Annotated in this window: 40 protein-coding genes and 1 tRNA gene; 20 read left to right on the forward strand and 21 right to left on the reverse strand. The window is 34.6% G+C overall.

Features of this window, described 5'->3' with window-relative positions; genetic code table 11:
• Positions 1–61: 61 nt before the first annotated feature.
• Genes NMSP_RS05730 through NMSP_RS05740 form a run of 3 tightly spaced genes read right to left on the reverse strand, consistent with a single transcriptional unit; the run spans position 62 to position 2,617 of the window.
• A complete protein-coding gene (locus tag NMSP_RS05730) occupies positions 62–883 on the reverse strand; it encodes a ferredoxin--NADP reductase (protein ID WP_086907865.1) in 822 nt (273 codons plus the stop codon).
• Position 884: 1 nt separating this feature from the next.
• Positions 885–1,277 carry a DUF6659 family protein gene (locus tag NMSP_RS05735; protein WP_086907866.1) on the reverse strand — a complete coding sequence of 131 codons (393 nt, stop codon included), beginning with the start codon at positions 1,275–1,277 and terminating at the stop codon, positions 885–887.
• Positions 1,278–1,318: 41 nt separating this feature from the next.
• Positions 1,319–2,617: an ammonium transporter gene (locus NMSP_RS05740; protein ID WP_086908403.1), complete on the reverse strand. Its 1,299-nt coding sequence runs from the start codon at positions 2,615–2,617 to the stop codon at positions 1,319–1,321.
• 111 nt (positions 2,618–2,728) lie between these two features.
• Here NMSP_RS05740 and NMSP_RS05745 point away from each other — a divergent pair, with 111 nt between their 5' ends.
• From NMSP_RS05745 to NMSP_RS05750, 3 genes are read left to right on the forward strand one after another with little or no spacing between them, the layout of a single operon-like run.
• Positions 2,729–3,058: a P-II family nitrogen regulator gene (locus NMSP_RS05745; protein ID WP_086907867.1), complete on the forward strand. Its 330-nt coding sequence runs from the start codon at positions 2,729–2,731 to the stop codon at positions 3,056–3,058.
• A 1-nt stretch (position 3,059) separates the two neighbouring features.
• Positions 3,060–3,185 (forward strand): hypothetical protein, encoded by a 126-nt coding sequence (locus tag NMSP_RS08710; protein ID WP_264080389.1) that lies wholly within the window; start codon positions 3,060–3,062, stop codon positions 3,183–3,185.
• A 10-nt stretch (positions 3,186–3,195) separates the two neighbouring features.
• The gene (locus tag NMSP_RS05750) at positions 3,196–3,468 is read left to right on the forward strand and encodes a hypothetical protein (protein WP_086907868.1); all 273 of its coding nucleotides are present in this window, start codon (positions 3,196–3,198) and stop codon (positions 3,466–3,468) included.
• Between the two features lie 125 nt (positions 3,469–3,593).
• On the opposite strand, the gene NMSP_RS05755 is transcribed toward NMSP_RS05750, so the two are convergent.
• Complete coding sequence (locus NMSP_RS05755; protein ID WP_086907869.1) at positions 3,594–4,238, reverse strand: hypothetical protein; 645 nt, start codon at positions 4,236–4,238, stop codon at positions 3,594–3,596.
• A gap of 160 nt (positions 4,239–4,398) precedes the next feature.
• Positions 4,399–4,632: a hypothetical protein gene (locus NMSP_RS05760; protein ID WP_086907870.1), complete on the reverse strand. Its 234-nt coding sequence runs from the start codon at positions 4,630–4,632 to the stop codon at positions 4,399–4,401.
• A 306-nt stretch (positions 4,633–4,938) separates the two neighbouring features.
• Between NMSP_RS05760 and NMSP_RS05765 the strand changes: the two genes are divergently transcribed.
• Complete coding sequence (locus tag NMSP_RS05765; RefSeq protein ID WP_086907871.1) at positions 4,939–5,415, forward strand: hypothetical protein; 477 nt, start codon at positions 4,939–4,941, stop codon at positions 5,413–5,415.
• Between the two features lie 5 nt (positions 5,416–5,420).
• Here NMSP_RS05765 and NMSP_RS05770 read toward each other — a convergent pair whose 3' ends face one another.
• Both NMSP_RS05770 and NMSP_RS05775 read right to left on the reverse strand, forming a co-directional pair.
• Positions 5,421–5,780 (reverse strand): tetratricopeptide repeat protein, encoded by a 360-nt coding sequence (locus tag NMSP_RS05770; RefSeq protein ID WP_086907872.1) that lies wholly within the window; start codon positions 5,778–5,780, stop codon positions 5,421–5,423.
• Positions 5,781–5,790: 10 nt separating this feature from the next.
• Entirely contained in the window at positions 5,791–7,281 is a 1,491-nt protein-coding gene (locus NMSP_RS05775; protein ID WP_086907873.1) for a peptidase, read from the reverse strand.
• Positions 7,282–7,458: 177 nt separating this feature from the next.
• On the opposite strand from NMSP_RS05775, the gene NMSP_RS08505 reads away from it, so the two are divergent.
• Positions 7,459–7,602 carry a hypothetical protein gene (locus NMSP_RS08505; RefSeq protein ID WP_192866240.1) on the forward strand — a complete coding sequence of 48 codons (144 nt, stop codon included), beginning with the start codon at positions 7,459–7,461 and terminating at the stop codon, positions 7,600–7,602.
• A 38-nt stretch (positions 7,603–7,640) separates the two neighbouring features.
• On the opposite strand, the gene NMSP_RS08510 is transcribed toward NMSP_RS08505, so the two are convergent.
• Positions 7,641–7,784: a hypothetical protein gene (locus NMSP_RS08510; protein ID WP_192866149.1), complete on the reverse strand. Its 144-nt coding sequence runs from the start codon at positions 7,782–7,784 to the stop codon at positions 7,641–7,643.
• 49 nt (positions 7,785–7,833) lie between these two features.
• A complete protein-coding gene (locus tag NMSP_RS05780; protein ID WP_086907874.1) occupies positions 7,834–8,718 on the reverse strand; it encodes a hypothetical protein in 885 nt (294 codons plus the stop codon).
• Between the two features lie 110 nt (positions 8,719–8,828).
• Here NMSP_RS05780 and NMSP_RS05785 point away from each other — a divergent pair.
• Positions 8,829–8,903 (forward strand) — tRNA-Glu (locus NMSP_RS05785).
• 40 nt (positions 8,904–8,943) lie between these two features.
• Here the strand turns inward: NMSP_RS05785 and NMSP_RS05790 are convergent.
• From NMSP_RS05790 to NMSP_RS05830, 11 genes are all read right to left on the reverse strand, one after another.
• On the reverse strand, positions 8,944–10,008 hold the full coding sequence (locus tag NMSP_RS05790; protein ID WP_192866150.1) for an NUMOD3 domain-containing DNA-binding protein: 1,065 nt from the start codon (positions 10,006–10,008) through the stop codon (positions 8,944–8,946).
• 354 nt (positions 10,009–10,362) lie between these two features.
• Positions 10,363–10,875, reverse strand: a complete 513-nt coding sequence (locus NMSP_RS05795) for a hypothetical protein (RefSeq protein WP_086907876.1) — start codon at positions 10,873–10,875, stop codon at positions 10,363–10,365.
• A gap of 88 nt (positions 10,876–10,963) precedes the next feature.
• On the reverse strand, positions 10,964–11,206 hold the full coding sequence (locus NMSP_RS08270) for a hypothetical protein (protein WP_152023814.1): 243 nt from the start codon (positions 11,204–11,206) through the stop codon (positions 10,964–10,966).
• Between the two features lie 266 nt (positions 11,207–11,472).
• A complete protein-coding gene (locus NMSP_RS05805; RefSeq protein WP_086907878.1) occupies positions 11,473–11,760 on the reverse strand; it encodes a DUF7220 family protein in 288 nt (95 codons plus the stop codon).
• Position 11,761: 1 nt separating this feature from the next.
• Positions 11,762–11,938 (reverse strand): hypothetical protein, encoded by a 177-nt coding sequence (locus tag NMSP_RS08515; RefSeq protein ID WP_192866151.1) that lies wholly within the window; start codon positions 11,936–11,938, stop codon positions 11,762–11,764.
• A 1-nt stretch (position 11,939) separates the two neighbouring features.
• Complete coding sequence (locus NMSP_RS08520) at positions 11,940–12,116, reverse strand: hypothetical protein (protein WP_192866152.1); 177 nt, start codon at positions 12,114–12,116, stop codon at positions 11,940–11,942.
• Positions 12,113–12,505, reverse strand: a complete 393-nt coding sequence (locus NMSP_RS05810) for a hypothetical protein (protein ID WP_086907879.1) — start codon at positions 12,503–12,505, stop codon at positions 12,113–12,115. The genes NMSP_RS08520 and NMSP_RS05810 overlap by 4 nt, the downstream gene beginning before the upstream one ends.
• Positions 12,502–12,786, reverse strand: a complete 285-nt coding sequence (locus tag NMSP_RS05815; protein ID WP_152023815.1) for a hypothetical protein — start codon at positions 12,784–12,786, stop codon at positions 12,502–12,504. Before NMSP_RS05815 ends, NMSP_RS05810 begins: the two co-directional genes overlap by 4 nt.
• Before the next feature lie 38 nt (positions 12,787–12,824).
• On the reverse strand, positions 12,825–13,013 hold the full coding sequence (locus tag NMSP_RS05820) for a hypothetical protein (protein WP_086907881.1): 189 nt from the start codon (positions 13,011–13,013) through the stop codon (positions 12,825–12,827).
• Positions 13,010–13,198, reverse strand: coding sequence for a hypothetical protein (locus tag NMSP_RS05825; protein ID WP_086907882.1), 189 nt, complete (start codon positions 13,196–13,198; stop codon positions 13,010–13,012). Before NMSP_RS05825 ends, NMSP_RS05820 begins: the two co-directional genes overlap by 4 nt.
• A 185-nt stretch (positions 13,199–13,383) precedes the next feature.
• Positions 13,384–13,803 (reverse strand): PIN domain-containing protein, encoded by a 420-nt coding sequence (locus NMSP_RS05830; RefSeq protein ID WP_086907883.1) that lies wholly within the window; start codon positions 13,801–13,803, stop codon positions 13,384–13,386.
• A 103-nt stretch (positions 13,804–13,906) separates the two neighbouring features.
• On the opposite strand from NMSP_RS05830, the gene NMSP_RS05835 reads away from it, so the two are divergent.
• The 4 genes from NMSP_RS05835 (at position 13,907) to NMSP_RS05850 (ending at position 15,644) form a co-directional block, all read left to right on the forward strand.
• Positions 13,907–14,455 (forward strand): ribonuclease H-like domain-containing protein, encoded by a 549-nt coding sequence (locus tag NMSP_RS05835; RefSeq protein WP_086907884.1) that lies wholly within the window; start codon positions 13,907–13,909, stop codon positions 14,453–14,455.
• A 135-nt stretch (positions 14,456–14,590) separates the two neighbouring features.
• The gene (locus tag NMSP_RS05840; protein WP_086907885.1) at positions 14,591–14,797 is read left to right on the forward strand and encodes a hypothetical protein; all 207 of its coding nucleotides are present in this window, start codon (positions 14,591–14,593) and stop codon (positions 14,795–14,797) included.
• Positions 14,794–15,141, forward strand: coding sequence for a hypothetical protein (locus tag NMSP_RS05845; RefSeq protein WP_086907886.1), 348 nt, complete (start codon positions 14,794–14,796; stop codon positions 15,139–15,141). The genes NMSP_RS05840 and NMSP_RS05845 overlap by 4 nt, the downstream gene beginning before the upstream one ends.
• Positions 15,141–15,644 (forward strand): hypothetical protein, encoded by a 504-nt coding sequence (locus NMSP_RS05850; protein WP_086907887.1) that lies wholly within the window; start codon positions 15,141–15,143, stop codon positions 15,642–15,644. Before NMSP_RS05845 ends, NMSP_RS05850 begins: the two co-directional genes overlap by 1 nt.
• 222 nt (positions 15,645–15,866) lie before the next feature.
• Here the strand turns inward: NMSP_RS05850 and NMSP_RS05855 are convergent, their stop codons facing one another.
• The gene (locus NMSP_RS05855; RefSeq protein WP_086907888.1) at positions 15,867–16,631 is read right to left on the reverse strand and encodes an HFX_2341 family transcriptional regulator domain-containing protein; all 765 of its coding nucleotides are present in this window, start codon (positions 16,629–16,631) and stop codon (positions 15,867–15,869) included.
• A gap of 45 nt (positions 16,632–16,676) precedes the next feature.
• On the opposite strand from NMSP_RS05855, the gene NMSP_RS05860 reads away from it, so the two are divergent.
• The 10 genes from NMSP_RS05860 (at position 16,677) to NMSP_RS05905 (ending at position 23,968) form a co-directional block, all read left to right on the forward strand.
• Complete coding sequence (locus NMSP_RS05860; protein WP_086907889.1) at positions 16,677–18,302, forward strand: hypothetical protein; 1,626 nt, start codon at positions 16,677–16,679, stop codon at positions 18,300–18,302.
• Between the two features lie 48 nt (positions 18,303–18,350).
• Complete coding sequence (locus NMSP_RS05865) at positions 18,351–18,743, forward strand: hypothetical protein (protein ID WP_086907890.1); 393 nt, start codon at positions 18,351–18,353, stop codon at positions 18,741–18,743.
• A 48-nt stretch (positions 18,744–18,791) separates the two neighbouring features.
• On the forward strand, positions 18,792–19,247 hold the full coding sequence (locus tag NMSP_RS05870; protein WP_152023816.1) for a hypothetical protein: 456 nt from the start codon (positions 18,792–18,794) through the stop codon (positions 19,245–19,247).
• A 92-nt stretch (positions 19,248–19,339) separates the two neighbouring features.
• Positions 19,340–20,416 carry a hypothetical protein gene (locus NMSP_RS05875; RefSeq protein WP_086907892.1) on the forward strand — a complete coding sequence of 359 codons (1,077 nt, stop codon included), beginning with the start codon at positions 19,340–19,342 and terminating at the stop codon, positions 20,414–20,416.
• 216 nt (positions 20,417–20,632) lie between these two features.
• On the forward strand, positions 20,633–20,767 hold the full coding sequence (locus NMSP_RS08715; protein WP_264080390.1) for a hypothetical protein: 135 nt from the start codon (positions 20,633–20,635) through the stop codon (positions 20,765–20,767).
• A 298-nt stretch (positions 20,768–21,065) separates the two neighbouring features.
• Positions 21,066–21,530 carry a J domain-containing protein gene (locus tag NMSP_RS05880; protein ID WP_086907893.1) on the forward strand — a complete coding sequence of 155 codons (465 nt, stop codon included), beginning with the start codon at positions 21,066–21,068 and terminating at the stop codon, positions 21,528–21,530.
• Positions 21,527–21,730, forward strand: coding sequence for a hypothetical protein (locus NMSP_RS05885; RefSeq protein ID WP_086907894.1), 204 nt, complete (start codon positions 21,527–21,529; stop codon positions 21,728–21,730). Before NMSP_RS05880 ends, NMSP_RS05885 begins: the two co-directional genes overlap by 4 nt.
• Complete coding sequence (locus NMSP_RS08275; protein WP_152023817.1) at positions 21,730–22,653, forward strand: DnaJ domain-containing protein; 924 nt, start codon at positions 21,730–21,732, stop codon at positions 22,651–22,653. Before NMSP_RS05885 ends, NMSP_RS08275 begins: the two co-directional genes overlap by 1 nt.
• A 5-nt stretch (positions 22,654–22,658) precedes the next feature.
• Positions 22,659–23,111 carry a hypothetical protein gene (locus NMSP_RS05900; protein WP_086907897.1) on the forward strand — a complete coding sequence of 151 codons (453 nt, stop codon included), beginning with the start codon at positions 22,659–22,661 and terminating at the stop codon, positions 23,109–23,111.
• Positions 23,112–23,230: 119 nt separating this feature from the next.
• Entirely contained in the window at positions 23,231–23,968 is a 738-nt protein-coding gene (locus NMSP_RS05905; RefSeq protein WP_086907898.1) for a PD-(D/E)XK nuclease family protein, read from the forward strand.
• Positions 23,969–24,132 lie beyond the last annotated feature (164 nt).

A 24,132-nucleotide genomic window follows, 5' to 3' on the forward strand; every position in this document is an offset into this window, starting at 1 on the left:
ACGACCATAGTAATTGATTATCAGATGATAATCATTTGATAATCATTTAGTTAGGAAAAAATTAACCGTAGGATTCGAATTTAACTTCAAAACTTCCATCTTCACGCTTATTTTTTTCAGTGACAAAATTTTTGTTACTCAAATAATCCATTGTTCCATCAATTGTTCCTTGCCAACCACAAACATAGAAGATTGTATTTTCTTTGGTAATTTTTTCACCAACTAATTCTTCAAGAGCAGATTTACCACTGTCAGTAGGTCTCAAATATTGTTCAATTCTACCTTTATGACCAATCCATGAACGATTAGTCCACTCTTGGGGTCTACTGATTGCAGCTCTGTATTTGAAATTCCACTTATCCTTACCTCTGTCAAGACTTTCATTTTCTAAATCAGTCAATAGTTGTTTGTAGCTTAACTCATCAACATAACTTGCGCCATGCAAAACAACGATTTCTCTTTTGTCGTTTGTGTCATGCAGATGCTGTGCAAAACTGACAAACGGTGCCAGTCCAGTTCCGCCGCCAATGCAGACAATTCTTCTTGTGTCTTTTTCACCACTTGGCAGTGTGTCATTAATTGTTAGATTACCAGCAGGTTTTGCCCAACTAATTTTATCACCTTCTTTTGAATTAAACAATAAACTCGTTAGTCTTCCAGGAAGAGGTCTTCTAACCCATCTAATTACAAATTCAAAGAAATTTTTGTTTTGAGGAGAAGATGTTATAGAATATGCTCGATTAACAATTTTACTATCCAAAGGCAATCCAAGGGTTAGAAACTGACCTGCTTTAAAATCAGGGACTTCCCCATCAGGAGTCACACGAAAAATTCCTAAATCCTCTCTCAATAACTGAGTATAGGTAATTGTACCATTTTCCACGCTATGGGTTCTCCCAATTTGTCAAAATAGAATTAACTTTTTCTATTATTGGATCATAAGATATTCTAGGTTCGGTGCTTACAAGTAATAATTTTCCTTTAAAGGGAATAGTAACCAATGTCACATGATCATATTCAGTAAAAGTTAATCTCTCCTTACCTAAACGGAATGTAAAATTTTGTGCTTTTCTCCATCTCTCCAATGTATAATGAATAGACATTCCAACTTCATGATCAGCTAAAAGAGAATCAAGATTATCCCTTTGTGCACTGTGTAGTATTTTGGATTTATCATTAACAAATGCTGCAAAACGAATCTGATTATCAGAGTCTATAATTTTGGAACAAAGTTTTTCAAAATTTGGTTCTGCAATTATTTCTTCAGCCATTCCCATTCAGGTCTCTCTTCATAATCTTTGTCATCATCCATCTAACATCAAGAATTATTTGATTTGTCTTTGTTAGATGGTTGCATGTAGTCATTTGGAGTAAACTTAAACTCCTCCTCCTCAGAGTAAGCCTCTTCAGCATGTTCACTGATATCTAATCCAATGTCTTCCTCTTCAGGTCCAACACGAATTCCAATAAGATGTTTAATTAATTGTAATAATACCCAAGTTCCACCAAATCCCATTACAGCTGCTACTGCAATACCGACTGCTTGAATCCAAATTTGATCATAATTACCATAAAGCAATCCATCAACACCAGATGGGTTAATCAAAGTACTTGCAAATATTCCAATTCCAAGTGCACCAACAATTCCTGCAATACCGTGTACAGAACTTACATCAAGTGCATCGTCAATCTTTAGTTTGTCTCTGATGAGTACAACTCCACCATAAGATAGTACACCAATTGCAATTGCAAGAACAAATGAATGTTCAACACTAATGTATCCAGATGCAGGAGTGATTCCAGCAAGTCCAGCAATTGCACCATTGATAGTTGCAACAATTGATGGTTTACCAGTTCGCATCCATGACAATCCTGCCCAAATTAAAGCAGAAACAGAAGAAGCTAAGTGAGTTACAATAACAGTATTTCCGGCTACACCGCCTGAAGCCAATGCACTACCGGCATTAAATCCAAACCAACCTAACCACAATAGGGAAGAACCTAAAACAGCTAGAGGTATGCTGTGCGGAATATTGATAGCTGGACCAAATCCACGTCTTTTTCCAAGTACGAGGGCAGCTGCAAGTGCAGCCATTCCAACAGTAGTGTGAATTACAATACCACCGGCAAAGTCAACAACACCTAGTTGTGCTAACCAGCCACCACCCCAAACCATGTGAACGATTGGGTAATAGATTAGCATTGACCATGCAGAGATGAATATAATGAAAGAACTGAATTTCATTCTTTCAGCAATAGTTCCTGTTAGTAATAATGGAGTAATACATGCAAACATTAACTGGAATTTAACAAAGAGTACTCCAGGAATGCTAGGAGCATATTGTTCTAATGGAGCATCCCAAGGAATGCCTTTCAAAAATGACCAATCAAGATTCCCTATAACACCAGTTGTAGAAGGACCAAAGGATAGACTAAAACCAAAAACGAACCACATTACACTAAGTAATGACATTCCGAAAAATATTTGCATAAAAATTGAAACTACATTTTTCTTTCTCAATAAACCAGATTCAAACAATCCCAATGCAGGGATCATTAACAATACTAAACATCCAGCAATTAGCATCCATGCTGTATCTCCAGTATCTATCATAATTATAATGAAATCGAGTTTTTGCATTTAACAGTTTTCCAATTTGATTTACAGTGATAATCAAAAGATATACAATTTCTAAATTATTATTTACTTTAACAATGAAAAATAATCATGTTAAAACTTGAAATCATACTTGCAGAAAATGATGTAATGAACATCAGCGAAGGATTAAAAGAAATAGGAATTGGTGGACTAACAGTTATCAAAGTTAGAGGAAGAGGTGCAAAAACTGCAGCCGAAATCCACACATCAAAAGGAATGGAAATCTTTGTTCCTCATTTTGCAGATAAATATCGATTAATGGTAGTCATACCAGAATCAAAAGAAGAAAAAACTGTAGAGATAATTAAGAAAAATTCTAGAGAAGGCAAAATATTCATTTCACAAATGTTACGTGCAATTGACATTAAATCAGGAAATGAAGGCGAAGAGGTAATCTAGAATGAAATTATCATTTGAGAAAATTAAATCTTCTAAATTAACAAAAAAAGACTATCTAAAAATCCCAATCATAGCAGGAATCATCGCAATTCCACCAGTCCTAATGACATATTGGACAATGGCATAAGGTAATTGAAATGAGTTTATTATTAATTACAAAAAGAGGAACTGGTAAAAAACTAGTAGGCGAAGATGTTGATTACAATTGGGCAGGAGACAAATTTAAAGAATTTCAAGAAAAAACAAAAGAGCATATTTTTTTCAAAAAAAGAAAAAAAACAATCATCTCATCAGCAAGAGGAACACAAACAAAGTATTTAGAAAAAGCCGAAGAGATAATTCCCAAACCAAAACAAGCTTACATTACCATTAATAGAGGAACAAAAAGAGTATTAATTGACATAAATTGAAAGCAGAAAAAATCATTCCTCAATTAAGTAAATCAAAAGTATTTTTAGTCAAATTAGGTTTTGCAGCATTAGGTATGTCTTTGATTGGATTATACTTGTTTGGAGATTACATCTAAATAAAAAAATCAAACTAAATGTACTACAGTAGAAATACCACGTTTGTCAATTTCTACATCATTTTCAAATTCACCTAGTGTAACAGTAAATGAAATTACATCTCGAGGTTTTGCATTCTCTGCATGCAGTTTTAGATGAAGATCCATATCATCAAATCCTTCAGTTGGTAGATTAGTCTCTTCCAAGTATGCACCACATGTAGATTCAATTCTAAATCTATCATCTTTGAAATGATAACCAAGTTTTAGTTTTCTATTTTTTCTAGGATGTCCTTTGACTACAACATCAATCACTCCAGGTTTTGTTTCAGTGTATCCAGATTTTTGATTAACAAAAACTCCAATTTCCAGAGGCTTGCCTGCAGTAGATTCAGCCATCTTTTGAATTCCATCATTCATAATTACATCTACGGCTTTGATGGATTGTGCAACCTTTGCTAGCCATTCATTTGTTCTAGTAATAGTTGCTTGAATTCCAGCACGTCTTCGTTTATCTTCATCTTCTGGTAGTTTGTAATAATCAACCCAAGCCTCATAATCATGAGAAATATCTTCAATGAAATCAATACATGTGCGCTTGTACTCATTAGGATCATCAGTTCTTTCAGACTCATCGCCTGTTCTCAATCCATCGTAACCTTCAGGCATTGCCATATCTTGAATCAAACATAGTTGTAAAAAAACTAATCTTGAATGGGATTAATGAACAGTCAATGTTTTCCTAGTACAAACTGCCCAAATTTGCCAAATTTTTTCTGATTTTAAAAATGAGTATTACAGTATCATATGTGATTTTAGGGTGGAGTATTTTTTTTTAGTGATAGTACACTTTGTCTACACTGATCTTATTCTTTGGTACAGTGATGATTCTATCTGATCCTTTGCAGTGATTTTTTCCTTTGAAATGCTTGTGAATTTTAATTTTGGCCATCTTAACACTGTCAATCCCATATGCTCCATGATGATCAGAGACTTCCTCACTAACAATATGGCAATTTATCACCACATTACACCATTTACACAGGATTTTCATTTTATCGTCTTTCATCTATTTCTGTAATAACCCACGCCTCTTAAGCCTAATTTCATAAAATATGATATGTTTGTGCCTTGTACTTTATGTAAAAAGATCATGCCATTTAATGAAAGACGTATCAGAAATCAAAAAGACTATCACAGAAAATGTGTTTGGCATATTGCTTACTTGAGAAGAATGGAACATTTCTTCTGATGTGCCTAGAGGAGTAGGCCAATTCTCAAGAATTATCCATAAAGAAAGGATGGCATCATCCAGTTTACTAAGAAAGTAAAAAAATAATTAATGATTATAATAGGAATTTTTCAGATAAAATTAATGATATTTACAGAATTAATTACAGATTTACAAAATGAGTTAAAGAGAGAATTAGCACAAATTAGATTTTTAATTAAAAAAAACCCAGGTTTAGGTTACAACAGAATAGTAGAAATCGGAAAAGAAGTAGGCAAGAAATACAACATCAAACTAATTGTAAATTTTCCAAAAGAAGGAAGAATAGAGGAATATGAAATGTATGGAAAAAGAGATCTTAGTTTAATTGTAGACTATGATCGAAAAAGATTTCCAATGGATAGAGAAATAATAAAACAAAAAGCAATTGAGATGCTAGGAGATGTTAAAACAGAGGATGCATACATGTATGAAAATAAAGAGGGAGTTAGAGTCTTCACAGACGATTGGAAAATAGATATCTTACCACATTCAGTACATATTTGGACTGATTTTGATGAGAACGTAACAGCATTTTGTAATTGGTTAATGGAAAATGCATATGAAATGAAGAAAAAATAATTATTTTATAGATTTTCTAATTGTTCAAGTAAGGATTCAGCTTCAGAATTTTTTGGATTTAGTTTTAAAATTCTTTTACAGCAATCTATTGCTTCATCTTTTTGTTGTAATGCCAAATGAACATTAGTTTTGAGAGTTAGCATTTCAATGTCATCAGAATTTAATTGAAAAGATTTTTCAAAATAAGGCAATGCTTTTTTTGCATCATCGACAATAAAGTAAATACTTCCCATAATGAACATAAAATCAGAATCATCAGAATAATCAGGTTCAAGACTTTTACCAAATGTTATTGCGTCAACATATTCCCCATCTCTAACTAATTTCTTTAATTTACGCTTTGGTTGCTTGAATAAGCCAGCCATCAGTTATTCTCTAGTTATACCAAGCTTCAGGTTCTGCGCCAGAGGAAGTATTGCTTTGACGAGGTTGTGGTACTTTCATAATTCCTTCTTTAATCAAGAATTGAATTCCTTGAATGAAAGACTCATCATCTATGGTGCCATCTGCCCACCAGCCTGCGTTGTTTTTAATCCAGGATGGGATTTCGTTAGAACCTACACCAGTTCCCTGAGTAGTTTTTGGTATTTTCATAATTTTTTCTTTGATCAAGAATTGAATTCCCTGAACAAATGAATTGTCATCTATGGTGCCATCTGCCCACCAGCCTGCGTTGTTTTTAATCCAGGATGGGATTTTTTCAACAGGTTTACTTCCATCAGGTGCAAAAATTGGAACTTCAATTTCTAAATAATCAGATGCAGTTGATGGTGCAATTCCTTCAGGGGATAAACCATAAACCCAGATTACATATTTTGCAGTTCCAGGATCTTCTTTAACAATCATATCCATCACATAAACACCAGATGGAGAATACAAGAAAGTTCTTCCATCATCTTGAGCAAGTGAACGCAATGGTGTCAAGTCATCATCAACAGTAAAGAAATCAAATTGAACCTGGTTCAAATATTCTGTGTCATCATATTTACTGATGAATTTAATAATCCAAGACATTTCACATCCTTGAACAGGATCTTCAGGTCCGTAAAATGCATGTATTTGATAATCAAAATTGGTTGTTGGTTTTTTGATAGAAACTTCTTTTTCATAATTAGTGTCACAACCTTGTGCTGCAAAAGTGTCCTCAGTTGGAATAATTCCATCAAATGGACTTGCAGTCATATTTTCTTCATATTTTAATAATTCAAATTTGTATTCTGGTGGGGGTATTCCTTCAGAAACGTGAGTATACGTTGCGCCTTTCACAGGGAACGGGAAATCATCAACTATCCAAACTTTACTTTCTGCACCACCTGTCTTCCAACCTACAATAATTGTATCCCAAGTTCCAGATTTTATTTTCAAACTTTCAATTGCCATTGGTACAACTTGTTCACCGCCAATGTTTCCAATCTTTCCCCAAGATTTTGCATCAAATGCTTTAGGACCTTTACCACCTGAACTACCATCAGATGTTGCAAAAGCAGATAACCATGCAACAGAAGATTTGAATGCACCACGGTAAATTCCTAATTCTTCACTTCCACCAGTTGGTTCTGGAGCAATTTTTCCTAACTCCATAGTTCCAACTAATACTTTGTTACCATCAAAGACAGCAACTTCAGCTAACCATTTGGTTTCAGTGCCAACAGTAATGTCTCCTTTAATCCACATATCGAGTTCAAACTTTGCACATTCCTTGTAGTCTACATGACACATTGAATATGAGAAAAAGTCACCTTTTTTGAGACCCTCGCCAGCATACCAAGTAGTTCCTGGAGGATATTCATCAGAACTAACACCTCCAGATTGGAATTGAGCAAAAGCAGATGTAGGTAAAAATGAAGTAACTACGAGAATTGTCATTAATCCTATGATCAGAGGGGAATGTTTCAAGTCTAAAAAAAATTGTCCAAACGGATAGTTAAACGTTATTCAAATTCCCAAAAAATGCCAAAATATATCATAAATTTCAATGTAAATAGGCAAATATAGAGGAATATTCAAAAAAAAATAGAAATGTGTGAATGTTCCAAAGTACACTTGTTTGAAGTGGAGTTCAAATTAGATGGAATGACAGTAGTTCCTACTCACAAAAATTGCGGTTTTGGATTAGATGAGAAACAAGCAGACAAGTTCCAAAAAGAACTAGTAAAGTCTTGGGGCTTCGAGCAAGAAGAAGATTAATTATAAAAATAAAAAGTTAGAATGTAATTACTATTCAATTACATATCTTTTGTAGCTTCTTTGCAAACGTCTGTTGAACATTGGCAATCTGAACTACATATGCAATGACCTTGCATTGCACAATCACATGAGTAATCTGGATCTCCGCTGTCAGCTTCGCATCCACATGCTTGATCTACCATGATAATTCATAATATTACTTATTTTAAAAGGTTAGTACAAAGTAGGAAATCAAGGAGTTGCAATAATCTCAAGAAGTTCATTACAGCTAGTTTGAATTGTTTCAACATGGCGCAATAGTTGATTTGAATCAGATTCAATATCAAAGGCAATTTTTAAGATATGAATGACATCCTGTTTTCTATTTAATTCATCTTTGATCTGGGAAAAATTTTCCTTGTTGACATAACCGAGATAGAAATAACAATCAGAAAGCATAGAATTTTCCATAAAAAAGTCATATTTTCTTTTGATAAGTTGAGAATTGTTATTTTTTTCAATCAAGTCAGAAAAACCAACTGTAGATTTGAGCATACGTTCTAACAATGTGGGTGTAGCACGTTCAATACCAATAGTTTGAAGAATATCGGAGATATGGCCATTGATAGAATTCTTCTCAAAATTCCTAAGAGAGTCAAGCATGTGAGATGGACTCGATTGAAAATTGTTTAGAGAAGTTATGGCATCAGCCAAATAGTATGATGCACATTTTTGCCAACATGCAGCAAAGGGATCATCGTTTTCAATAGAATCTTTTGTTTTTTGACAGCAAAACAGTGATTCAATTAGAGAATTTTTTGCAAAATCAGAATACAGTAAATTACGTTTTTCAGAAATTTTTGAAAGAAATATTTTCAAATTCCAAGAATCATCTTGTAAAATATTTAGATCATCGTATTGAAGAAGTTTTTTTGTATTTGTTTCAGATAATGAAGCGTGGTGAACAGTAATTAAATTATTTTCATACGAAACGACTTCATCATTCAACGAAGTTTCATCAAAAACCATAAGATCATAATCACAGGACTCAAAGGAATAACTCTTGGTTCTACATCCACCTAATCCAATTGGAAAAGTAGATAGTTGCCGACTCTGAATAAATTCTTTAAAATCCATATCATTTGAACTGTTAATTTTTGTATAAAGGAATCAAGTTACAAAGTTTTACAAAGTCATTCAAACTCAAAACATTTCCTTTAAATTAAGATGGGGCGGTTTTTCATCAAGCTCCTATAGTGTAGTCCGGTTAAGCATTTTGGCTTCTCAAGCCAAAGACTCGGGTTCAAATCCCGATGGGAGCACTCTTCATTTGGTTCAAATCCCCAAATTTTAAAAATTAATTCAACTTTTAGCAAATTTTAGAATCTTCTTTGTAGTTTTATCTAATTCATCTTTCAATTCAGATTCCCATACCACTAATACTTTGAAACCCAGATATTTCATTTCGTCAATTATGTATTTGTCATATGCCCATTTTTCTTTAGCTAGAATTGATTTATCCCTTAATTTTTGAGTGGATTCAGCATGATAGATTTTGGGATTAAAATGCCAATAATCACCATTTACTTCAATTATTTTATCAGGTTCAATTGTAATATCTGCTTGATGATTGGATTCACTTAATTTGTAATTCCGATGTTTTTTGAAAGGAATATTGTTTTCTTCAAGTATTGATTGTGTAAGTAATTCGATCTTTGTATCACGATATGGAAATTTTTGTTTTGCTCTTGCTGCAGAAATCTTTGCACGTGTTTGATGATTTGCAACTCTACCCGTGTTAGCAAGTGCTATCTTTGCAATATGCTCTTTAGATTTTTTCTTACCTCTTTGAGCAAGAGATTTTTTCTTGAATGTTTCAGGAGTGTCTTTCAAACCTTTTCGAGGATGGACATGATTTTCATGCCATTCTTTCATTCTTTTAGACATTCTGTCTCGTTCTTCTTTTGAATAAATTTTTACAATTTTTTTCAAAGATTCAGATATTTTTTTTCTAGTTTCTGATGATGGGGATTTGCCCCTATTATGAGAGGGTTTCCCATACATCGGATTTTTTATACCCATTTTAGATTTAGATAGTTTCTTTTTTACTTCTGGACGATTCATAGCTTCAGATATTTTCTTTTTTTCCTCCACAGTTGCTTTCTTGCCCTTATTGTGTGGAGTCATTCCTTTTTTGAATTGGCTGACAGACATTTTCTTTTTAGTTTCTTCAGAATAAATTCCAGTTTTCCCTTTATTCCAAGCAGTTTGACCTTTATGAGATTCAGAACGTCTTTTTCTTATTATTTCTGGATCTTCTTTGAATAGAGGATCACCATGTTTGTGAAATCGAATATAATGTGTATAGCAGAATCCTTTAGCTTTATGCTTTTTGTTACAATTATCTATAGAACAAATTCGAATCAATACAATTTTCAATATGTTAAACATTAAAAATAATTCATAACAGAATCTTTAACGAATCCAATCATCTATGAAATATGAAAAAAACCACAACTCATGACTGTGAGATATTGGGGGAACTTAACCAAATGACTAATTCCCGATGGGAGCACTTTCTATTCAGTCCAGTTCTCTGAGATTTCTCGACCATGATCGCCAACAAAGTTGATCAACATCGTCATTACACCTCTTGAAACATCTAATGCTCTATGACTTGCAAAGACGGATTTGTTCACAGTTATGCCTATTTTGAGATACTGTCAAAGAAATTGTGCATTCATTGCGGGGAGGAGAAACAATGACTCATTTCAGCATCATCTAGTCTTTTGTCGATATTTCTATTGTGAACGTCCCATCATCAAATTTTGTTTCAGTATTTGTCACAAAAGGCTTCAATGTACTTGAAATTCCCTGGCAAAGTATCTGGGACAAGACATTTCCAAAAGGATGAACCCCCACAACAATTGTCTTGTCAGATTTTTTTGTAATTGTTGTGTGAATTGAATGAATTTTTAGAAATCTTTCCACCAGTTCCAGATGTACTGAAAGGGATTTGTTTGATGGTTCATGGTATGAGATGAATTTGTTTGTCATAACGGCTCCTGCATCGGCAATTTTCTGAACTTTTTCTGGAGTATCTGCAAGTTTGAAAAATTGTTCCAGGACAACAGGATCTAAATGATGTGCATTAATTGAATCAAAGTATTTGTGCATAAAATAGTATTTTTCCAATGCGGAATTTACAATTTCGGAGATGTTCTTTTTTTCATTTTGAGCATCGTCGCGAAGTAATTTTTCAATATCTTCAGATAATCTTACTGAAATAGTCATAGAAATAATTCATCTGCTGTCATTATAAAGTGATTCTGGCGAAAACAAATTTTGGAATACATTGTAACACAGTTATTTTTAAAATCACTCATGTCAGAATCATCCATCCGTAATACGCCCCAATCATTCCAACAAATGCAAACGTCATAATCTTTCGCTCCCTCTTTGAGCGACTCATGTACTTTCTTTGCAGTTTCCAAATAAAGTTTGCAACTACTGTGTCTCTTCCTGTCTTTCTCCAAAGATACATGTCAAGTTTTGCAATCCCTTGCAGTACCAGTTTGTTTGCATACGAGTGAACGTAGATGAAAAACAAAATTATCTTGTCCAATATGGTAAATGTGATTATGCTCATGAATATGGTTAAAGAAAACGAAGAGATTTCCCACAGCGAGTCCATGTACCATGGAATATAGTCCTGACCGCTTTGCCATGCATCAAGTGCTATCCATACTCCGACAGACAGCTGCCAGGACAGATAGACTGTAATCAGAAACGAATCAAAGACGGGCATCCACCATACACCAATATTTTTGTCTCGTGCAACCTTTTTGGTATCCTTGATTTTTTCAAAATAATTCTCAAAGTATTTTTTGATCATCTTATCGCACCAGACAATTTGACAATTCCACGCTTTGCCAATCGGATAAAGTTGTCATCAATCCCATATTTTTCAAACACTCTTCTCAAAAAATATGACCTTACAAAAGATGTTACAGCATATGTCCCAGTAATTGCAATGTTTGCAATGTATGGATCCTCTTGAATCCATCCTGCAGACAATGGAAGTATTACAATTCCGAGACCATATCCAATTGGATAGCCTCCAACTGCATTGACAAGTGCTTCAGATGCGCTTTTCTTTTTGGTATCAAGTGTACTCAAACTAGTACCTCCATCCGCAGTCGTTGCATTCCATCTCAGGATTATTTTTGGAAACTATGCAGCCGCCAAAAACAATTATCTTCCTCTTTACCGCTTCTTTGAGAAATTCAGAGCCATCTGGCAATCCCCAAAAAATTATTGCAATGTCAGTTCCCCCACACTTTGGACATTCACTCAATTCAGTACCTCCATCCGCAGTCATTGCATTCTAGTTTTGGGTCACCGCTGCTAACACAGCAACCGCCAAAAACAATTTTCTTGTCCTTGACTTTTTTTTCCAAGTCTTTTGACATTTGTGGCAATCCCCACAAAATCATTGCAATGTCAGTTCCCCCGCACTTTGGACATTCAGTCATTTTCTCTTACCCCAAATTTTCTCAAGATTGTCTTTATGTTTGGAATTAAAATCATTTTTTGAATCACCCCAAATAGGGACATTATTTTCAGATTTACCCCACACCAGATCAAGATTGTCTGCATCTTTGGATTTTGAAGAATTTATCTCCCGTGTCAATTGGTCCATTGAACCTCCAAAGGACTGGACAAGTTTTGAGAATTCTGTCACTCCCCTGTCAAAATTCTTTAGATTGATTTTTTTCAATGCAGAAAATACCTTTTCTCTTTTTGTTTTGTAGTCAGTTAGGATCACGTCATACTTTTGACAAAGCATGTCTTGCATGTCAAAGTAATCGTTGTTTTTGAATCGGTCCCACTCCCTTACTGTGAAATATTTTCTAGTTCTCATGACAATTTCTCCATTTTATCATCGATTTTTTGAATTAATTTTGAATAAACCTTGATTTCCTCTTTGATTCTGGTGATTCTGTTTATCATAAAGGAATGTGCTTTTTCCAAATCAGAATAGTTTACGTCATTATACTTGGACTCGACTTCCTCAGCCAAGTTGGCAATCAACACTTCTGATGAATCCTCATGTATTGCACGCAGTCCCTCTATCTTTACTTTAGTTCTTTTGTGTTGCTCGGACTTTTGAATGTCCTCTGAAGATGATTCATACCATTGCAAGATATTTGTCAAATCACAGAGGGTGCAGTTATCTGAAATCATTTTGAGTGCTCCTTTTTGTTGTTTGGCTTTGAGTTTTGTTTGAATTCCTTTTTGAAGGAACTGTAATACTCTATGACTCTGTCCAGATCTTCGAATCTAATCAATGCATAGTTGTCATGATTTTCTTTGTCGCGAATTACCAATCCAAACTGAGCTTCCAAGTGCTCCAAGTCCAGCACTTTCATTTGAATCTCCTTTTGAAAAATTTCTCGCTCCAATCCTCGTCCTCTTTTGCATAAATTGCCATTGCCTGAATTTTTATCAATGTGTTTTTGTGGTCCTCAGTTATTTCATCACTGCCAGCAAATGCCTTGGTGTACCAGTAAAGAATTGCTTGGAGGTCATTTGAGCTTAGTTCTTTGGTTCTCAAATTGTTTCCTCCTTGTCTTCATACTCTTCTAGTTTCTCTTTGAGATTAGAAAATGCAGATGAGACACTGTCATCGTGTGACAGTTTTCTCATTCTAAACAAAACAGTCAAGAGTTCTCTCCGTAAACCATTGGCTCGTCGTCATCCTCAAACTCTCGGATAATTCTTGGATACATGTCAGCCATTTCAGATTCCTCCTGCAGTAAATGGAGAGAACACTGCAATTCCAACAAACTGGCTTGCCTTGAGCAGCATCTTGTCAAATGTTACCAGGATGAAATCTCGAGCCCTGCACATGCTGAGAATCTTGTTGTCCCCGTTGTGACAGATTTGAAACTGCTGGGTCAGCTGTTGTGCCTCTGCCTCATGTTCTGCAGTTACTGCAGTTAGTTGTACTTTTTTTCCAAGCATTCTGGTAATTTTTTCAACCACCGTATGAGGCATCAGTCCCCTTACCTTTCTTACCTCGTCAAGTACAACGTCGCAAAGGACAATGTTGACTGGCTTGCCTCTGAGATTGGCTTTGAGCCCGGAGGCAACCTTTGGCTTCTCTATGATGTCAATGACAACACAGGAATCTAGTGCTATGCTTTGTATCTGAGTCATGAATAAAGTATGAGTTGAATGGTATTATGTGACTAGTTCATAGTATGTATACTGTTCATACCATTAAGAAGCACAGTAAAATAGTTCAAAATAGATAATTGGTATGGGAAATTACTATCTAGATATCGAAACTACTGGTCTTGATGAGGTTGAAAACAAGATAACAACTATCCAATATGTAGAACTTGAGCGCGGTACAGGCAAACAACTAGGAGAATTAACGATACTCAAAGAATGGGAGTTAGGTGAAGAAGGAATGTTAAGAAAATTCATAGAGGATTCCCCCATTTCAAACAAATATGATTTTGGTTTTGTCCCAGTCGGGTATAATTTAGGATTTGAACACAAATTTCTTTTAGAAAAATCTTCAAGATACAATTTATTTCCAATTACAATACTATCCAGGCCTTGCATTGATTTGCATTCTATTGGTATTTTGATGAACAAAGGTGAGTTTAGAGGATCAGGTCTGGACAAATTGACAGGAAAATCCCACAGCGGAAGTCCAGTTATTCATTGGTATGATGTAAAAAAATATGATGAGATTGAAAATTATATCAAAAATGAAACTACAGAATTTATAAAATGGTATGTCTGGTTGCATGAAAAATTACCTGAATTAAGAATTAGATGGGAAAGAAAATTAAATTAAAAATTCTGTAATAAAAAATAAAAACAATTTTCAGATAAGAAAAAATTAGAGTTTTTCCAATGTCGGGGTATTAAAACATCTCTAGTATTTTTTGTACTAGTGCGACTTTAATATTATAAAATCCAAAATATCAAAATGCAACAACAAATCAAACAAGAAAACCAAATTCTTAAAAACATCAAATTTGTTGGGGTCACATTTGATCCGGATAGTTTTAAGAATGGCGAAGACGAGTTGAACAAATCTATTGAAATGGGATACAAGGTAATCACAGATTATCCTACATCAACAGGAGTTGTTTTCTCAGTAGGTCTTTACAATGTTAAGGAGGAGGAAGAATGAAGTACACACCCACAGATGTATTTCATGAAGGACATATGATAGAAATACAACGCGTAATGGAAAAATTACGTGCGGATTTAGAATATCATGAACAAAAAATACGATTGATCAAATATGAAATAGCTCAGATTGATTTATCAGAAATCAGTTTATCTTCAATATGTTCCCACACCATTAAAGATGTAGAATTTCATGAAGAAAAAATGAGAGAAGTCATCAAAGAATTAAACAAAAATGAGAAATTATTGTCTGATGAAATAAAACAAATGGAAAGGTCACAAACGGCAAGAGATGATGAGAGAAGACACAATAAGAGAAGAGAAAACGAGGGGGGACGTCCATAATGAATTCAAAAAGGAAGCAAAAGATAGGCAAGAGAAAACAAGAAAACAATCACAGCCAAACTAAGACATTACAAAAATCAGAAAACAGACAAGTAGGCAAAGCAGGAAAAATCCTAACAGTAGACTTTACAGGACGACCATCGTTTGGAAGAATTGAAAAACTGGAAGGATGGTTTGAAACAACAGAGCCAATAATACAAATCGTTCCAGAGTACAAGCCATGCAAGAGTTGTGGACTATTTTTGGGACATGAGGAAGTGATCAATGCAGACATGTTTGATAGCATGTGCATTGAGTGCTTTAGTGACCAAACTGGACAGAGTACAGCATTTTCAAAGCATTATCCGCTCCAGAAAGCATGTACAAAATGCGGATTGTATGTTGAAAGTAATAATGAGTTGTACAGCAAATTGCCTGGAATATGCAATCACTGCTATCTCAGAATAACAAAGCAAGATGCAAATCATTCATGCATGCACTGTGATCCTAATTTTCATGCCTGAAAATCTCCCAAAAAGATAGTTAGTATGTATAGTATGCATACTATACCACTATTCTATATTAGATTTAGATGCGCATACTATAGTATGAACATGTTTGATCAGGGACCGGACTTGATGGTCCAAAGAAAATGCATCGAATGCAATCACATGGCAATGATGAGAATTGACCAAAAGGCAATCTGTATCATCTGCAAGCGATTTGGATTTTTGTAAATTTTTTAACTAAAACAAAAATTCAGATGCATTCTTTCCATCATCGGTGAAAGAAATCCATCGATTTTTTCCTATTTTTTCTTCTTCAACAAAGTTCCATGTGTGCATTAGCGGCTGAATCAGTTTTTTGTCCAGACTTGCAAATCTTGCCTGGCTGTGATTTTCCTCGCGTGCATTGATGTTTAGAATTTTTCTATCTTCAGCAATCTCTGCAAGAACTTTCTTTTGAATTCGTCCTTCATTTTCTTTAATGATTTTTAAGATTTCAATCAGGTCCTTGTTTGGCGTAAGCAGCTGGTATGTCGGAAGTCCGTAAATTTCCTCAACCCCATAGGTTTGCTGTTCGTTGTCTTTGTATGCAGGGTACTCTTTTGCCTGCGGATAAAACGGATGAATGTTTTTTCTGTCATCAAAGACCATGCATGCCATCATGCATGCAATCGCATGTATTTTGGAGCCGCTTGCAACGTTGACATAAAACTCGTCGTCTCTGTGGTCAAGAATTATCTCTTTGACAACGCGGATAATGTCAAAGAGCTGCAGCCTGTTTGCATATACAACTTTTGAGTCAATTTTTTTCCTTTTCAGTTTTTTAATTATTTCACTCTGAAACTTTGTGGATTTGTCTGTGGCAATATTCCTATCAACAACAAGATATACCAAGTCTGCCTTCATCTTTGCTGCAGGGACCACAACGCGGTCTATTTCAAAGCCGACTGGGGCAATATGCACGCGTAGATTAAGCATGGATTCCATGGTATGTACAGTATCCATACTAACTACTTGCTATTATTATTTTTGGGAGCCATCTAAAAGATAATGATTAGAACAAACACCGCATTAATGGTCTTGACCTTGATTGCAACAATAAGCATTGGAAATGCTTACGCAGTTGAAGGAGACGGAACCAGTCATGTTGAGGTTGACGAATACCCATTTAACATTACTGTTGAAGAAGGCGGTTCAATAACCATACACAACAATGGTGAAAACACAATCAACTTTGTAAGTCACGGTTGGTTTGAGGGAACAGTTCCTGTAAACGATGCAATCGCATTGGAATTTCCAGTTGTAAACTGTGGAACCACTTGTTTTACTGAAGGTATGTATTACATATCTGATCTAAACGGCGGACAACAAAGTACAATTGAAATTGTAAAACCATACATTGCACCGCCACCAGTACCTGTCTATGTATCACCTGTAGTTGTAGAGTCAACACCACAAGTGGAAAACTTTACAGTGGAAATGACACAAAATGGATTCAGTCAAAACAATTTAGTGGTAAACGAAGGTGACTCTGTAACATTTGTAAATACACACAATGTTACAGATGTGAATTTGGAGCCCCATGCAGTCAGTGATCCATTTGCTGTACCATACACTGAGAACAGTTATTGGATACTAGATGACTCAACTGAATCTCGTACTTTTGTCTTTGATTCATGTGAATCTGTTATTTTCTATGATAGATTCTTTGATGTAGAGCCAATTACTGTACAATGTAATGTCGAGGTAGTACTAGAAAATTCAGGGGAGCCAAAGTATCAAACCACAATAGATGGCATAACAACAGTTGACGTATTTACAATACCCTTTGATGTAACAATTACAGAAAATGGTAGCGTAACTGTACACAATACTGATTCCATAGACCATGTTGTATCGCATACAGGTACCACAGGCACTTCAAAATCTGGAACATTTTACAAAGTGATTCCGGCACAGCAGCAAGCAACAATTGAATTTCCAATTATAGGAAGCACAATTTACGAGTCTGGGGTGTATACTTTTGAAGATACTGTAACTGGAAAGTCTGGAAGTGTTACCGTGATTCCATGGAGTGGAAGTCAACAGATGATACAAGAAAATACTGTTACTGGAGTTTCACAAAGCACTGCAGAACAAGTGGGAATACAAGAAGACATTGTAGTTGTTCTTAAACAAGAATCAACTCCTGAATCAATTGTTGACGAGGGGATCTACAACGTTCCAAAATCAAAAACAAGTATGGATTTGATTACTTTGCAAACACAACTTGCAGAAGTGACAGCACAGTTCAACGACTCTATTACAAAACTTGCAGATCAAAAAGTTGCAATAGAGAATCACGACAGCCAAGTGCAATCACTAACAGCACAGATTGAAAGTCTAAACACAACAGCAACGTCAGTTCCAGAATTGGAACAAACAATTCTGTCCCTACAATCAGAGAAAGACCAACTTAATGCACAGATAGTTTCATTAGGAAACCAAACGGCAATACAACTTGCAACAATCGAATCACTTCAAAGTGATACAACGTTGGATGTAAAAATTGCAGAGTTAGAATCACAAGTTGTGACACTCGCCAATGAAAGAGATCAATGGAAACAACTGGCCAACAATTGGTATGCAGTGGCAATGGAGCAGCTAAATGTCATGGTTAATTTCCTAGGGATCTAATCCTCTTTTTTTATAATTATTTAATTACCAACACAGCACAAGCAATTCATGAGCGAAAAAGAGGCAAAAGATTATTTTAAAAAATTAATGAACGACACTCAAAACAAAATAGACGACATAGATAATGACACTGCAATAACTGAAGGTCCAATTGAGAACAATCATGAGAAGGAAAAATATCCAGACTTTGAAGTAAAAATAGATAAAAGTGAGCCAAATCAGAAACAAAACATGAGCGAAGGAGAACCAAAAAAGTCCAAGATAGCAATGGCAACTCTCAAGATGCCGGACGGTAAGGAAGTGGAGATTCCGCTACCGCCAAAAGTTTTCAAGACCGGCCGCGAAGGCTACTATGCACAGATTGCAGCATTTGTGTATGATGACGAAGTCTATGGCGGCCAGATACAAGTGTGGAAAAAGACACCTAAAGCAGAAGAATAAATAAAATATAATAAAAAAATCTTAAATCTAATCTAAACCAGTATGAGTATGGGAAGTATTTCAAAAGCATATGTTATTGCAATTCACAGTAAGGATCATGATCCTCCAGATTATATCGAATCTTCACCCCATACGATTTTAATGGTAATATTTCGCGGAGACGGAGGCCGTATTTGGTATGAACCACATTACTTGGATAAATCAATCAAGCCGATAGGTGGAATCGCCGTAACAGTTCCCAACGGTCCTGAAGATCCAAATCAATTGCTTGATGCACTAATAGCGTTTGCACCAAAGTTTTTTGAAAATTGCCCATCATTGAAAGTGGTAAAAAATAAACTTGCAAACAAAAAAAGACTTGATTTTGATTTAGGTAAAGACGACATACCTGAAAGTTGGGATGAACTTAGAAAAGAATCTCGTAGTGCAATTGAACAAGGTATAAAGGCAGATAATGGCGTACTAGGAATTTATTCTACAAAATTTGAAAAAACAATCATTTAGCAATAAATCAAGGATTACTAGAAATTTCTAAATAGTATTAAAAAACAAGTAAAATTTAAAATATTTTTATAGAATTTAATACATAACACTACATGAAATTTTGTCCCAAATGTGAAACAAAACTTCCAAGAAAATTAGAAGAATTAAGTTTGTCTGTTAATTGTCCAACATGTAATACAAATATCACAAACTATGATTTAGAATTAAAAATAAAGGGTGAATGGAATGAATTACTTGAAATATATTTAATTAAATTATGTGGGCGTAAAATAGAGACTTTTGAAGAAAAAATTAAGTTCTATAGTTTAGATTATGTGGAAAAAGTACTGTCAGATTTAGGATATAATCAGGAATTGGTAAGAAATACAATAAATTCATACTGTAAACTTGATTTTTGGCTTAACGAATTTTTGAGTAAATCAATTAATCCCGAAGAGTTTAAAAATAATAATTCTAGATATGATATTTTTATAATTCTAGTGAATAAATTAAAAACAGAATTAATAAAAATAAAATTACAAAATAAAAATAAATCAAATTCATTTTCAACTTTTATTCAATGGACAAAATGTAAAACCGAAGGAAGGATTTTATATTCTGAATTAAAAAAAATTAAAGAAAAATTACAGCATTATAATTATGAAATACTATTAATTAAATCTAATAATATCATTATACAACATACTGAAATAAAAAATGTTATTTTTTTATATGTAAACACGAGTTTGGAACCACATGAATTTGGAATAGATTATTTTACATTAAGGAAATTTTTAATAAATTTAGAAAGCCAAAGAAAAAAGAAGAAGAAAAATAACGATATTATTGAAGAAGAAATAGGGGCATTAACAAAATACGGATGGCATGCATTTAGTCCTAGAAAAAATAGACAAGAAGCCTTGAAAGAGAAATGTTTAGTAGATGGATTTGAGAGGGCGCTAGGGTCACTTCAACATATGGGAGTCTATTGGAAAAATCGACATGATGGAAACTATGAATGGTATTTACAAAATGTAGAGGAAGATATTGACTGGATACGTGGTAATTATCCAAAATACACTAAAAAAGTTAAAGACTTCTTATCATCGCAATATATGGAATTACAAAAAGAGAATGAGCAATTAAAAAATACAGAAGCTGATTCAATGTTAATTTTAAATACAAAATAAAGAAAATTATTTTGATTTTTTCAATATTTCTTTAAAAAAAATAAAATAATTCAACTTTTTATGCCTAATTATCAATCATAGTATTGACAGTATCCATACTATGAACCTGATATTATTATTTTTTATCTCACTATAATACGTGTGAGCGAACAACAACAAAGCAATGATTCACAGTCCGCAGTAAGGGAGGTATTCATTGTAAAAAGAAGCACCAAGATGGATTCAGACGAGTACGTGTCAGTACAACTAAAGTCATCTGATGACAGCATCGAACAGCTGCTTGAAAAGGCAAAAGCTGCATCCATTTTGAATGCTCCCCAGAAAAGTGTAACGACAAAGGGGGTTCAATAGCATATCTATTTTTTCTTTAAATTTTTCAAAAAAAAATATACAAAACTCAATTAACAAAATCAAACCTCAAAAACATGACGTACTTCCAAACAGATTAGAAAGCATCCAACAACAACATGCAAGACAAGAAAAGATTAGAAAAGAAGACGAAGAAAGAAGAAGAAAAGAAGAAAGGATCAATTTCAAACTAGAAAGATTCTCGCTTACTGAAAATGAGGCAGAAATTCTTTTTGGGAGAATATGGAAAAAAAGATTTGCAAGAACAGACGAAGAATTTTTTGAAAGAGAAATTACTCGAATGGGTGAAAAATGTTTGAGAGATGCACACTCGTATCTATCTAAAATTGCAAGCGTTGCTGAAAAATTTTTTGACATCATAGAGTATTATGTAATATGGTATAACAAAAAATACAACGACTGGGACGAGTTTGAATGTGAAAACTGGATTGAGGATTGGAACGAGGTCCGACATACTTGGGGACGAGACAGACACAAACATCAAAAACATTACAACAGTTATGACAAAGAGTACAAGTCAACAGAAACTCAAAAAACCTTTACAGTTTCAGACGCATTTGACATTCTAGGCCTTGACAAGACTGCAACTGCTTTGCAAATCAAGCAGAGATTTAGAAAATTGATTCTAAAGTACCATCCAGACAAGAACTCTTCTGCAAATGCCGAAAAGATGGCTAAAAAAATCACATTATCCTATGAATTTCTCAAAAAGAGAGGATTTGTGTACACGGAGGCTGCAATATGAAGACATTTTGGCTGTATCTTGGAATAATTTTGGCATGCAGTGGCATTGGAACAGCTCCAGGAATAATTTTGATTGTTCTTTACATCTGGGGAGACATTAGAGAAGCAATTGACAAAACCAATACAGCAGACAATACTGTTGAAGAAGAAAACTACAACGCAAATGAGTACAGCAAAGAGACTGCAGAGGAAATGAGATAGTGGTCCTTCCGCTGCTAGGCATTCTTGCTTTTGTCATACTTTATCTTGCAGTGGTACACTGGTACATCACAATTCCAATAATTGTGATTGTCGTATGGTATTTCTTTTTTTACAATCCAAAGGATTCAGACAAGAAAGAAGATTACGAATCAAGGAGAAGCCAGAGCAGTTCGTATCAAAATTATTCCCAATCAGATTACTCAAGTTACAACTCTAACTACAACTCTAACTATAATTCAAGCTACAATTCAAACTATAACTCTAATTCTGATGATTATTACAAAAAAACTACTCAAGATGACTCATACAAAAAATCAAAATCAAAGTCAAAAAGAAAGTCAAGGAGAAAGTCAAAAGGTAGCGAGGCCAAGGCAAAACGTGTCAATTACAGGCTAGAAAAATACAAAATTACGCCTGAAGAGGCAAGAATCATCTTTGGCAGGACCTGGAGGTCAAAACTTGGCAAGCAGGAATGGGAGTTTTACTATGTAGTAAGATACATTGAGATTGACATTGAGTTTGACTACAACAATCGAGCGAGAAAGAAATTTGGACACCTGTACTCCAAAGTCTTGCAAATTATCCAAGTTGTAATGGAAGAAAACGCAGACATGCGCGAAGAGGAAGGAAAGCAGTACAAGTATTCTGGATATTCCTACGACGATGATTTCAAGTGGAACTATGATGAGTATGATTACAAAAATCATTACGGGGATGATTCCGACATTGGTGAGGAGGACATTGCAAAAGCCTTTGACACATTTGGGTTATCTCGCGAATCAACCAAGCAGCAGATTAAAACAAAGTACCGCGAGCTTACACTAAAGTTTCACCCTGACAAAAACAAATCAAAAGACACCACTGTAAAGATGACAGAAATCAACAGGGCATACGAGATAATCATGGGGGCTGTTGTGCAGTAAGTGAAATGATTCAAAACTATGACTCTAGCTGTGTTTACGAGATTTATGAAATTCAAAATACTGGCAAAAAATACAAGATAGGTGAAATTGAAAATAATGTTTTTTATGATCTTAACAAGAAAGGAAAACGACTGGAACAGGGATATCATTTTAGAAATGATCAATCTTTTTGGAGCCAGTTCAAAAATATATCAATCAAAAAAATCTCACGTCCGCTTGGAGGATACGAGCCAGTTGTATGGGGAGTCTATTGGACGCTGTCCATACTTGTTACAATATTTTTTGTTGTTGCAGACGGGGACATTGAGGATCAAATATTTTGGATTGTAACGTCTGCAATTCATTTAGGGATCACCATAAAGTTTCGATACAATACAATTGTGGTGTACTGGATGGCAGCAATCTGCATTGTTATTTTGATAATCTTGTGGTCCTCAGGTGGGAAAAAGAAATTTTAATTTATTTGATATGTCTCCATACCATTTGATATGAAATGTCGCAGATGCAGCAAGGCATTGGAAAAAAACCATCCGTGGCAGGAATGCTATGATTGTATCAGGACTGTATACCCTGAGACATGATCAAAATTAACAAAATAAACGACATTATGTTTGTAAACGCTGCAGTTACAGACTTTGCAGATTCACTGGGATACTGCGAGTACAAGATTCCACTGTCCATACAGGGAGTAAAGCCAAAGCCATCTCAGGCATTAATCCAGGGAACAAAGGCTCATCATGAAAAAGAACAGTATGAAGCAGAACATGTTGAACTGGAACCTGTCACCATTACTGAAATCAAAGACGAGAAAAAAGACATTGAATTTGCACGCGAAAACATCTACTCTACACTAACCGTTCCATTTGAGTTTCCAACTGAAAATGTCGTGGTGTCACTGTCTGGTAGAATTGACAAAATTATGCGAGTTGATGGGACGCTAATTGTACAAGACGACAAGTTTGTTGCAAGACCACAAACATATGATTCCAAAACACAGCCGTATCCCGGACAGCTGCTGCAGGTACTGACATATCTTAACTCTAACTTTTCCTCAAAGAGAAAGGCAAGTCCTGATGACTATTTTGATATGCCACATACGCAAAAGCAGTGGGAGTTACGAATCTGTGACAGAAAAACAAAGGAACCGCACAAAACATTCTCAGAAGTCCAGGACTCGTTTTCACTTCATTACCTGCACACTTCCCTTGAGACGTTTGCAAGCATTGCAGTAAATATTTCAGAGCCAGAACACCACAACAACAAAAGAAAGTGCGATGCATGCAATTTGAAAAGCGTTTGTGGATTTAGAATTTAATTTGATAAATTAACAACAAAATAATTTATTTTTTTTTAATATTTTTTTATTAAAATTTGATTCAGGAAAAAGTGCTATTATTATTACAAAAAATACAGTCGTGCTTGCAATTGAATCAAATATGATTCCGTCATTCATCTCATAAGCAAGAAAAGGAAAAACCA

Source organism: Candidatus Nitrosomarinus catalina, assembly GCF_002156965.1.
GTDB lineage: Archaea > Thermoproteota > Nitrososphaeria > Nitrososphaerales > Nitrosopumilaceae > Nitrosopumilus > Nitrosopumilus catalinensis.

Excerpts from the sequence above, each read along its gene's own strand:
- NMSP_RS05735 (WP_086907866.1), bottom strand. The coding sequence starts at position 1,277 with ATGGGAATGGCTGAAGAAATAATTGCAGAACCAAATTTTGAAAAACTT.
- NMSP_RS05745 (WP_086907867.1), top strand. The coding sequence starts at position 2,729 with ATGTTAAAACTTGAAATCATACTTGCAGAAAATGATGTAATGAACATC.
- NMSP_RS08710 (WP_264080389.1), top strand. The coding sequence starts at position 3,060 with ATGAAATTATCATTTGAGAAAATTAAATCTTCTAAATTAACAAAAAAA.
- NMSP_RS05750 (WP_086907868.1), top strand. The coding sequence starts at position 3,196 with ATGAGTTTATTATTAATTACAAAAAGAGGAACTGGTAAAAAACTAGTA.
- NMSP_RS05755 (WP_086907869.1), bottom strand. The coding sequence starts at position 4,238 with ATGGCAATGCCTGAAGGTTACGATGGATTGAGAACAGGCGATGAGTCT.
- NMSP_RS05760 (WP_086907870.1), bottom strand. The coding sequence starts at position 4,632 with ATGAAAGACGATAAAATGAAAATCCTGTGTAAATGGTGTAATGTGGTG.
- NMSP_RS05765 (WP_086907871.1), top strand. The coding sequence starts at position 4,939 with ATGATATTTACAGAATTAATTACAGATTTACAAAATGAGTTAAAGAGA.
- NMSP_RS05770 (WP_086907872.1), bottom strand. The coding sequence starts at position 5,780 with ATGGCTGGCTTATTCAAGCAACCAAAGCGTAAATTAAAGAAATTAGTT.
- NMSP_RS05775 (WP_086907873.1), bottom strand. The coding sequence starts at position 7,281 with ATGACAATTCTCGTAGTTACTTCATTTTTACCTACATCTGCTTTTGCT.
- NMSP_RS08510 (WP_192866149.1), bottom strand. The coding sequence starts at position 7,784 with ATGGTAGATCAAGCATGTGGATGCGAAGCTGACAGCGGAGATCCAGAT.
- NMSP_RS05780 (WP_086907874.1), bottom strand. The coding sequence starts at position 8,718 with ATGGATTTTAAAGAATTTATTCAGAGTCGGCAACTATCTACTTTTCCA.
- NMSP_RS05795 (WP_086907876.1), bottom strand. The coding sequence starts at position 10,875 with ATGACTATTTCAGTAAGATTATCTGAAGATATTGAAAAATTACTTCGC.
- NMSP_RS08520 (WP_192866152.1), bottom strand. The coding sequence starts at position 12,116 with ATGACTGAATGTCCAAAGTGCGGGGGAACTGACATTGCAATGATTTTG.
- NMSP_RS05810 (WP_086907879.1), bottom strand. The coding sequence starts at position 12,505 with ATGAGAACTAGAAAATATTTCACAGTAAGGGAGTGGGACCGATTCAAA.
- NMSP_RS05820 (WP_086907881.1), bottom strand. The coding sequence starts at position 13,013 with ATGAAAGTGCTGGACTTGGAGCACTTGGAAGCTCAGTTTGGATTGGTA.
- NMSP_RS05830 (WP_086907883.1), bottom strand. The coding sequence starts at position 13,803 with ATGACTCAGATACAAAGCATAGCACTAGATTCCTGTGTTGTCATTGAC.
- NMSP_RS05835 (WP_086907884.1), top strand. The coding sequence starts at position 13,907 with ATGGGAAATTACTATCTAGATATCGAAACTACTGGTCTTGATGAGGTT.
- NMSP_RS05840 (WP_086907885.1), top strand. The coding sequence starts at position 14,591 with ATGCAACAACAAATCAAACAAGAAAACCAAATTCTTAAAAACATCAAA.
- NMSP_RS05845 (WP_086907886.1), top strand. The coding sequence starts at position 14,794 with ATGAAGTACACACCCACAGATGTATTTCATGAAGGACATATGATAGAA.
- NMSP_RS05850 (WP_086907887.1), top strand. The coding sequence starts at position 15,141 with ATGAATTCAAAAAGGAAGCAAAAGATAGGCAAGAGAAAACAAGAAAAC.
- NMSP_RS05855 (WP_086907888.1), bottom strand. The coding sequence starts at position 16,631 with ATGGATACTGTACATACCATGGAATCCATGCTTAATCTACGCGTGCAT.
- NMSP_RS05860 (WP_086907889.1), top strand. The coding sequence starts at position 16,677 with ATGATTAGAACAAACACCGCATTAATGGTCTTGACCTTGATTGCAACA.
- NMSP_RS05865 (WP_086907890.1), top strand. The coding sequence starts at position 18,351 with ATGAGCGAAAAAGAGGCAAAAGATTATTTTAAAAAATTAATGAACGAC.
- NMSP_RS05870 (WP_152023816.1), top strand. The coding sequence starts at position 18,792 with ATGGGAAGTATTTCAAAAGCATATGTTATTGCAATTCACAGTAAGGAT.
- NMSP_RS05875 (WP_086907892.1), top strand. The coding sequence starts at position 19,340 with ATGAAATTTTGTCCCAAATGTGAAACAAAACTTCCAAGAAAATTAGAA.
- NMSP_RS08715 (WP_264080390.1), top strand. The coding sequence starts at position 20,633 with ATGGATTCAGACGAGTACGTGTCAGTACAACTAAAGTCATCTGATGAC.
- NMSP_RS05880 (WP_086907893.1), top strand. The coding sequence starts at position 21,066 with ATGGGTGAAAAATGTTTGAGAGATGCACACTCGTATCTATCTAAAATT.
- NMSP_RS05885 (WP_086907894.1), top strand. The coding sequence starts at position 21,527 with ATGAAGACATTTTGGCTGTATCTTGGAATAATTTTGGCATGCAGTGGC.
- NMSP_RS05900 (WP_086907897.1), top strand. The coding sequence starts at position 22,659 with ATGATTCAAAACTATGACTCTAGCTGTGTTTACGAGATTTATGAAATT.
- NMSP_RS05905 (WP_086907898.1), top strand. The coding sequence starts at position 23,231 with ATGATCAAAATTAACAAAATAAACGACATTATGTTTGTAAACGCTGCA.